The organism is Sphingorhabdus sp., from assembly GCF_044357595.1.
In the GTDB taxonomy this organism is placed as follows: Bacteria; Pseudomonadota; Alphaproteobacteria; order Sphingomonadales; family Sphingomonadaceae; genus Sphingorhabdus_B.
Map to the genome: position 1 here is coordinate 1 of NZ_JBIKPH010000182.1, position 3,516 is coordinate 3,516.

Annotated in this window: 5 protein-coding genes; 3 read left to right on the forward strand and 2 right to left on the reverse strand. The window is 54.3% G+C overall.

The annotated features are described in order from the left end of the window. Nucleotides 1–746: PQQ-binding-like beta-propeller repeat protein (locus ACIQ2T_RS12555; protein WP_397591102.1), on the forward strand; the 746-nt coding region annotated here is incomplete at its 5' end. Between the two features lie 27 nt (nucleotides 747–773). Here ACIQ2T_RS12555 and ACIQ2T_RS12560 read toward each other — a convergent pair. Then, nucleotides 774–1,988, reverse strand: coding sequence for an aromatic ring-hydroxylating dioxygenase subunit alpha (locus tag ACIQ2T_RS12560; protein ID WP_397591103.1), 1,215 nt, complete (start codon nucleotides 1,986–1,988; stop codon nucleotides 774–776). Between the two features lie 160 nt (nucleotides 1,989–2,148). Here ACIQ2T_RS12560 and ACIQ2T_RS12565 point away from each other — a divergent pair, with 160 nt between their 5' ends. After that, the gene (locus ACIQ2T_RS12565; protein ID WP_397591104.1) at nucleotides 2,149–2,481 is read left to right on the forward strand and encodes a Rieske (2Fe-2S) protein; all 333 of its coding nucleotides are present in this window, start codon (nucleotides 2,149–2,151) and stop codon (nucleotides 2,479–2,481) included. After that, nucleotides 2,478–3,107, forward strand: a complete 630-nt coding sequence (locus ACIQ2T_RS12570; protein WP_397591105.1) for an FMN-dependent NADH-azoreductase — start codon at nucleotides 2,478–2,480, stop codon at nucleotides 3,105–3,107. Before ACIQ2T_RS12565 ends, ACIQ2T_RS12570 begins: the two co-directional genes overlap by 4 nt. A 56-nt stretch (nucleotides 3,108–3,163) precedes the next feature. On the opposite strand, the gene ACIQ2T_RS12575 is transcribed toward ACIQ2T_RS12570, so the two are convergent. After that, nucleotides 3,164–3,516: Zn-ribbon domain-containing OB-fold protein (locus ACIQ2T_RS12575; protein WP_397591106.1), on the reverse strand; the 353-nt coding region annotated here is incomplete at its 5' end.

The window sequence follows — 3,516 nt, forward strand, 5'->3', positions numbered from 1 at the left end:
CGGTAAATGCAAAAACGGGCAAGCGAATTTGGAAGTCGCAGCTGACCAAGGGCGATGCCTGGAATGTTGGTTGCATGATAGGCAATGACAATTGCCCTAAGGAAAACGGCCCTGATCTTGATGTGGCAGCTTCAGTTCTTCTTGTGCCCATTGGTGGCGGAAAAACTATGATCGTCGCAGGACAGAAATCGGCAGATGTGTTCGGCCTTGACCCGGACACCGGGAAGCCTGTCTGGAAAACGACCCTTGGGCATGGGGGAACGCAGGGCGGCGTCCATTTTGGGATGGCAGCGCAAGGGCGTCTTGTGTACGTTCCAATCAACGACATGGAAGATACGAACGACGGCCGCGTTTACAATGCAAAGTTGCGCGGAGCTGGTCTTCACGCCATCGATGGCGCAACTGGCCGAGTGTTCTGGAAGTCATTAGCAGATAACGTTTGCGGCAAGAGAGCAAACTGTGATCCTGGCATTTCCTCGGCAGTTACGGCTCTAACAGGATTTGTTTTCGCGGGGCATCTTGATGGTCGCTTTAGGGCCTATGACAGCCGTACTGGCAAACCGATATGGACTGTGGACACAACATTGCCCGTAAAGACGATTTCAGGTTCGACATCGAGGGGCGGAGGCATGAGTGGCCCGGGTGCGGCAGTGGCCAATGGCCATGTCGTCGTTAACTCGGGCTATGGTCTTTATAACCATATGCCCGGTAATCTGCTGATGATCTTCACACCTGGCGGAAAATAATCACAGCCGCGCCAGGCGATATTTAGGTCAAAGATCTTCAATCCAGTCGCCAAGCATCGGTTCGACGCGCATGTGAGCCGGCACGCGCTCGGGCCCTATCCGGCGATCTGCTTCCTCGTGCCAATGATAGATTCGGCGTTCCTGATAGTTGAGGGGGATGCCTATGAACCCAGGACCTTCGACTGATTCTTGAATTTTCCCCGCAAACCTAAGATCTTCGAGCAGGATCGTTTCAAAATTTTTGATCCGCGTGTCCCAAAGCGGGCTGAGATTTTCTGCTGGAAGCTTGGGGCCAAACCAATGGCATTCAATCCGCATCGTGTTCGCTGATTGCGGCCAGAAAACAAGCATGGGTATACCCGTTGCCGTTGGGGGCATCACGATGTTGGGAAAGATGTTGTAACTGACATTGTTTATGCGGGGTATCTCGGTGACGCTTTGGATTTCCGGCATTCCCCGTGTGCCGGGATCGATCCAATCGGGCCGACGATTGGGCGTGACCATCCGTGAATGGCCATGCGGCCAAAGAGTAGCGGTCATACCGCGGTGATCGAGGAACCGATCGGCCGTGTCCTGATGGATCGATTTTAGATGATACACTTCCAAAAATACATCGAGCAGAACTTTCACGTTGCATGGTACGTCATAGCTGCGCGAATGGACGAGCATGAGATTGTCGAGATCGAATTGCCGAAGTTCGCTTTCCAAAGGTCCCAAGCTTTCGAGCAACCCTAGCGCATCAGGGTCCTCGTTGATAAAAATCCAGCCTCCAAGCGTTTCACAGCGGACGGGCAGCAGCGACCGACAGGCAAAGTCGAGATCGACGAAATCGCGCTTGTCGCGTACGGATTTCAACTGACCATCGAGCGTATAGCTCCAGCCGTGATAGCCGCATACAAAACCCCGGCTCTGACCGGCCTCTTCCGTGACAAGTGGGCCACCGCGATGGCGGCAAGTGTTGTAGAAGGCGCGCAATTCACCTTGCAGATCACGCACGATCAGAATGGGCGTCCCCGTATTGCGCGTTAGGAGCCAGCTGCCCGGTTCGGCGACTTGGCTAGTGTGGCCGGCATAAAGCCAGCTGCGCTTCCAAAGACCCTGTTTTTCCAGTTCAAGAAATTGCGGATCGATGTAGCGGGCCGCTGCTATGTCGGGCAGCCGCGGAAATCCCGCCGGCGGCTTAGTACGCGCGGCTTCGAATGCGATGTTGTCTTTGATCCGCCGCGTCGTCTTCGCATCCATAGCCCATGACCTTTATAAAGTGCTGGATTCTCGTATAGAGCGCTAACCTGAAACGACAATCATGTTTGCTTTTTGAAGGTACTTCAGGCATCTTCGGAGGGCGAAGGGTACGGATTTTCTGAAGGGATTTTCATGAGTTTTCGACCGATAGGACACACCGTTGATCAAGGATGCTGAAACCGTGAAAATTGCCGTCGCGCCGCTGACCGATATTCCCGAAAATGGTACCCGTACGTTTGCCCTGCATGGAAAGTCTGTGCTTGTCGCCCGCACCGCCGCAGGCGTGTTCGCGATTGAGAACAGGTGTAGCCATGCCTTGCAGGCCCTCGAAGGCGGCAAATTGAAGGGGTTTCATATCTTCTGTCCGGCGCACGGTGTGCGCTTCGACTTGCGGGATGGTTCTGCCATGGGGACATTAACCAAATTGCCGATAAATGTATGGGACGTCGAAATAATCGACGGTGTCATCTACATCGGCATGGACGTTGAATGAATAGGCTGCTTTATATCGGGGGCAGTCCACGCAAGGAACGGTCGCGATCGGCCATGGTTGCCGATCGTTTGCTGACACGCCTTAAAGAGCGATATCCAGAGTTATCAGTCGAGCGTCTTGACGTGTTCGACATAGATTTACCCGCGTTTGATCAAGATGCAGTTGCTGGTCGCTATCATTTGCTCGCCGGCAACGCGGTTGATCCCGAGCAGGCAGACGCATGGCGGGATCTGAAGAAATGGACTGATCAATTCCTGTCATTTGATAGCTATTTGATAGCCACGCCAATGTGGAATTTCGGCATCCCGTATCGGCTGAAACAATATATTGATATCTTGACCCAGCCGGGCCTGACATTCCGCAACGATAGCGATGGCAATGTCGAGGGGTTGGCCCAGGGGAGGCGTGCGATAATCGTTGCTGCCAGCGCAATGCCCTTTGGCAGCCTGCCCGAAATCGACGGGCTAGATTTCCAGCTCGCATATTTGAAGGCATGGCTCGGGTTCATCGGCGTGACTGACATCGGCGCAGTTCGCGTGGCGGGCACCTTCGGGCCTGACGATGTTGTTGCTGCAGCCATGGCACAGGCATTTACCGACGCGGACCGACTTGCTAACACGATGTGACCGCGCGGCGAACTAGGTTGGTTTATTAGGCCGGTATTTAGGCCCTGGATCCAGGCCTAACTTGCTAGCTGACCTGTGGCAGGCCGGAATTTGGGCATAGTGATTTCAGCCGACCACTGCTCGAAAATGACTTCGACGGCGAGACCGCATTTGACGATTTCAACGTCGCAGCCGATGACATTGCTCATCATGCGCGGTCCCTCCTCAAGAGTGATTAGGGCGATGACATAGGGGACATCGGCCGCATAAGCATCTGATACGGCGCGCGTGACGATAGTATAGGTTTCCACAGTGCCGCGCCCACTGGCTTCACGCCATTCAAGCTGTTCGGACATGCAGTTCGCGCAGATAACGCGCGGGTAGAATTGATGCGTGCCGCACGCCGTGCAGTATTGCAGCAATAGCTTAT

What these genes read in the sequence shown, in the direction of transcription:
- ACIQ2T_RS12570 (WP_397591105.1), top strand. Translation starts at nt 2,478, where the DNA reads ATGAATAGGCTGCTTTATATCGGGGGCAGTCCACGCAAGGAACGGTCG.
- ACIQ2T_RS12560 (WP_397591103.1), bottom strand. Translation starts at nt 1,988, where the DNA reads ATGGATGCGAAGACGACGCGGCGGATCAAAGACAACATCGCATTCGAA.